The organism is Acidovorax sp. KPB24-07 (assembly GCF_057543315.1).
The window spans coordinates 1-4,020 of record NZ_BAAJYS010000310.1; the positions used below are offsets into that span (position 1 = coordinate 1).

4 protein-coding genes and 1 pseudogene are annotated in these 4,020 nt (G+C 72.0%); 4 read left to right on the forward strand and 1 reads right to left on the reverse strand.

Features of this window, described 5'->3' with window-relative positions; all coding sequences use genetic code 11:
- The 4 genes and pseudogenes from AC27IQ_RS19905 to AC27IQ_RS19920 all read left to right on the forward strand — a co-directional run.
- Positions 1-248: pseudogene (locus AC27IQ_RS19905) on the forward strand (tRNA adenosine(34) deaminase TadA); the annotation flags it as partial.
- A gap of 63 nt (positions 249-311) precedes the next feature.
- Positions 312-1,295 carry an LD-carboxypeptidase gene (locus AC27IQ_RS19910; protein WP_487090515.1) on the forward strand — a complete coding sequence of 328 codons (984 nt, stop codon included), beginning with the start codon at positions 312-314 and terminating at the stop codon, positions 1,293-1,295.
- A gap of 185 nt (positions 1,296-1,480) precedes the next feature.
- Positions 1,481-2,419: an adenylate/guanylate cyclase domain-containing protein gene (locus AC27IQ_RS19915; RefSeq protein WP_284431236.1), complete on the forward strand. Its 939-nt coding sequence runs from the start codon at positions 1,481-1,483 to the stop codon at positions 2,417-2,419.
- Between the two features lie 75 nt (positions 2,420-2,494).
- Positions 2,495-3,532 (forward strand): asparaginase, encoded by a 1,038-nt coding sequence (locus tag AC27IQ_RS19920; protein ID WP_487090517.1) that lies wholly within the window; start codon positions 2,495-2,497, stop codon positions 3,530-3,532.
- Between the two features lie 21 nt (positions 3,533-3,553).
- Here AC27IQ_RS19920 and AC27IQ_RS19925 read toward each other — a convergent pair.
- The coding region (locus AC27IQ_RS19925; RefSeq protein WP_487090519.1) for a hypothetical protein at positions 3,554-4,020 on the reverse strand (467 nt) is incomplete at its 5' end.

The following is a 4,020-nucleotide window of genomic DNA, read 5'->3' on the forward strand; positions in this document are numbered from 1 at the left end:
TGCCGGAGGAACCCGAGGGCGCCGTCATGGCCCTGGCGGCCCGCCGCTTCTGGCAGGGCGAATGGACAGGCCGCAGCCTGCTGGTGGCCGGTGCGCCGGACGCCGCGCTGGGCCCTGCGGCCATGCAATCCCTGCAGGCCCTGGTGCGCGGCAGCCCGCCGCCGCTGGCAGTGCCCGGTGCGGGGCATTTCGTGCCGGAGCAGGGCGCCGAAATCGCCGCGCGGGCTGTGGAATACTTCCGACCCTAGCGCGCCGGCCGCACCGGCGCACACACCGCATCCACCGGAGCAGGCCCGCGCGGCCTGAATGCCTTGTCCCTTGCATCCCATGACGACCACGCCCATTGCGGCCACGACCACGGCCCCCGGCACATCTACATCTACTCGCCCTCCGGCGCGGTGCGCGACAAGGCGGCGTTCAAGCGCGGCATCGCCCGCCTGAAGGCCCTGGGGCACGAGGTCGAGGTGGATGCCGATGCCCTGGCCACGCACACGCGCTTCGCGGGCGACGACGCCACCCGGCTGGCGGCCATCCACCGCGCGGCGGCCAGCGGCGCCGACCTGGCCCTGATCTCGCGCGGCGGCTATGGCATCACCCGCATCCTGCCGGGCATCCGCTACAAGGCGGTGGCCAAGGCGGTTGCGGGGGGCACGCGCTTCGTCGGCGTGAGCGATTTCACGGCGTTCCAGAACGCACTGCTGGCCAAGACCGGCGCCATCACCTGGGCTGGCCCCTCGCTGTGCGGAGACCTGGGCCCGGAAGGCGAGCCCGACGACATCGTGCTGGCCTGCCTGGACGACCTGCTCACCGGCCACGGCGAGGGCAGCGGCTGGCGCATGAACGCCGAAAAGCCCAGCGCCGCCGGCCAGCCCGCGGTGCGCGACGTCTACCTGAAAAGCGCGCAGCTGTGGGGCGGCAACCTCGCCGTGCTGGCCGGGCTGGTGGGCACGCCCTACCTGCCGGCGGTGCGCGGCGGCATCCTCTTCATCGAGGACGTGAACGAGCATCCCTACCGCGTGGAGCGCCTGCTCACGCAATTGCTGCATGCGGGCGTGCTGGCGCAGCAAAAGGCCGTGATCCTGGGCCAGTTCACCGGCTACAAGCTCGCACCGCACGACAAGGGATTCAAGCTGCAGAGCGTGGTGGACTGGCTGCGCACGCAGATCAAGGCGCCGGTGCTGACCAACCTGCCTTACGGCCATGTCGCCACCAAGGTGCTGCTGCCCGTGGGCGCCACGGTGTCGCTGTCGGTCGAGGGGCGCGACGCGCTGCTGTACTGGGGCCACACCCACTGAGGAACGTGGGCGGGGCCACCTTCCATGCCCCGCTGCAGGCCGCCCGAGCCGGCCCCATAATTTGCATTCCGTTTCCATTCTTTCCCCTCCGTGCCTCGTCTGTTCGCGTGTTGCGTGCACGCATCCCTGATCTTTGAAGGCCCTGGCGCCACCACGCGGCCAGGCGCTCGCCGGAAGGCCGCGCCATGACGGGCGGCGCGGTGCACACCGTCGTGTTCGCCGACATCGCGGGCAGCACCGCCCTGTTCGAGGCTGTGGGCAACGCACGTGCGACCGCCGCCGTGACCCAGCTGACCGACTGGATCGGCGAGACCGTCACCACCCATGGCGGCCGCGTGGTCAAGACGCTGGGCGACGGCGTGCTCGGCGTGTTCGAGGACGGCGCGGCCGGCGTGGCCGCCATGGCCGCGATGATGCGCAGCCACCACCACCGCATGCACGCCTGGCCGCGAGAACTGCGCCTCGACCTGCGGGCGGGCCTGGCCAGTGGCGAGATCGTGCAGGTGGACGGCGATTGCTACGGCGACGCGGTCAACGTGGCCGCCCGGTTGTCCGAGCGTGCAGGCCCGCGCGAGATTTGGGCCACCGAAAGCACCGTGGAGCAGGCGGGAGCGGTGGACGGCACCTGGTTCGTGCGCCTGGGCGCCATGGACCTGCGCGGGCGGTCCGAGCCCATCGTCATGTACCAGGTCGAATGGCGCGATGGCGAGGAGGGCGATTCGGTCACCATGCAGGCGGCGCTGCCCAGCGCGGTGATGCCGCTCGATTCCGGCAGCGCCTGCCTGGAACTGTCCTGGGGCGGCGCGCACCGCGCCTTCCTGTCCACGCAAACGCCCGTGCACCTGGGCCGCGCCACGCAGGCCCAGGTGCATGTGGGCGACCCCCGGGTCTCGCGCCTGCATGCCCGCATCGACTGGCGCAACGGCACCTTCGTGCTCACCGACCTCAGCAGCTTCGGCACCTGGGTGCACTTCGGGGGGGGCAGCACCGTCGTCAACCTGCGCCGCGACGCCTGCCTGCTGCATGGCACGGGGGTGATCGCCCTCGGGGTGCCGCTGGGCAAGGTGGCCGGCGGGCCGACGGTGGGCTTTCGCGTGTCGGGCGGCACCGTGCTGCCGCACTGACGCGGCAGCGCCGGGATCTTTCCATCTGCCTGCCCGTGGGGCAGGCCCAGCACCCAAACCAAAGCGAGTTGCCCCATGCACCATGCCCCATTGATCGAACTCACCCGTGGCGGCATTCCTGAAAGCCTGCATGCCGGCTCGGTGGCCGTGGTGGACCGGCAGGGCCGGCTGCTCGCGCAGGTGGGCGACCCATGCGCGCGGGTGTTCACCCGCTCCACCATCAAGGCCTTCCAGGCCCTGCCGCTGCTGCGGTCCGGGGGCGTGCACGCCCTCGCCTGGGGCGTGCATGCCCTCGCCTGGGGCGAGCGCGAACTGGCCTTGCTGTGCGCCAGCCACAACGGCGAAGCGCAGCACGTGCAGGTGGTGCAGGGCATGCTCGACAGCGTGGGCCAGGCCCACACCGTGCTGCGCTGCGGCTGCCACGTGCCGCTGTTCGCGGCGCTCGGGCTGGGCACGCTGGCGCCCGGCGCCGTGCACGACGAGCGCCACCACAACTGCAGCGGCAAGCATGCGGGGTTCGTTGCGTACTGCGTGCAGCAGGGCCTCTCCTTGCCCGACTACACCGACCCCACGCACCCGCTGCAGACCCAGGTGCGCGAGCAGGTCGCCAGCGCCGTAGGGCTCGCACCCGAAGAGCTGGCCATGGGCGTCGACGGCTGCTCGGCGCCCAACTACGCCATGCCGCTGGCGCACCTGGCGCGGGGCTACGCCCGGCTGGCCGGCGAAGCCCCGCAGGACAGCGACCTGGGCCCGCACCTGGCGGCGCTGGCCGATGCCATGGTGGCGTTTCCTGTGCTGGGCTCGGGCACGGGGCGGCACGATGCCGACTTCATGCGGGCCGGCGGGGGCGACTGGGTGTCCAAGACGGGCGCCGATGGCGTGCAGGTGCTGGGCAGCCGCAGCCGGGGCGAGGCCTTCGCGCTCAAGGTCATGGACGGCAACATGAACGCGCAGATCGCCGCCGCCGTCGAGGTGCTGGACCAGCTGGGCTGGATGAATGACGCCCAGCGCGCCGCGTTGGCGCCCTGGCGTGCCGCGCCGCTGCTGAGCGCGCGGGGCGTGCCCGTGGGCGAGCGCCGTCCGGTGTTCCGGCTGGAGCGCGCCGCCGTTTGAGCCCAACAGGCCGCCGCCGCTTTACGGATAAGCGCTGGCCGCTGCAAAAACAGTCGCAAAAGACCAAGTGTCCGGCAGGATGTACGCCACGCCCGCCGACTGGCCGAACACGGGCGCGATGAGCCGGTCGTAGAACGCCGCGTCCACGTTCACGCAGCCGTAGGAAATCCGCTTGTCCTCGGCGCTGCCATGCACGAGCCGCTCGCGCCGGCGCTCTGCGGGGCTCACGCTGCGCAGCCGGTGCAGCGACACGGCGGCGTCGTAGTCGATCCAGACGATGTGGTCGCCGCGCAGGTTCAGCCCCGGCTCGGTGATGAAACGGCCGGCCGGGGTGGTGCGCTCCTCGGGCCGGATCTTCGACAGGGGCTTGTCGCCGATGCCGGGCACCGAGGCGTCGCCGCGGGCGGAGCCCAGCAGCACGGCCGCGCTGCCGCGCCAGCGCCCGTCGGCGGCAAAGACATGCAGGCGCGCGCCCAGCTTGTCGATCA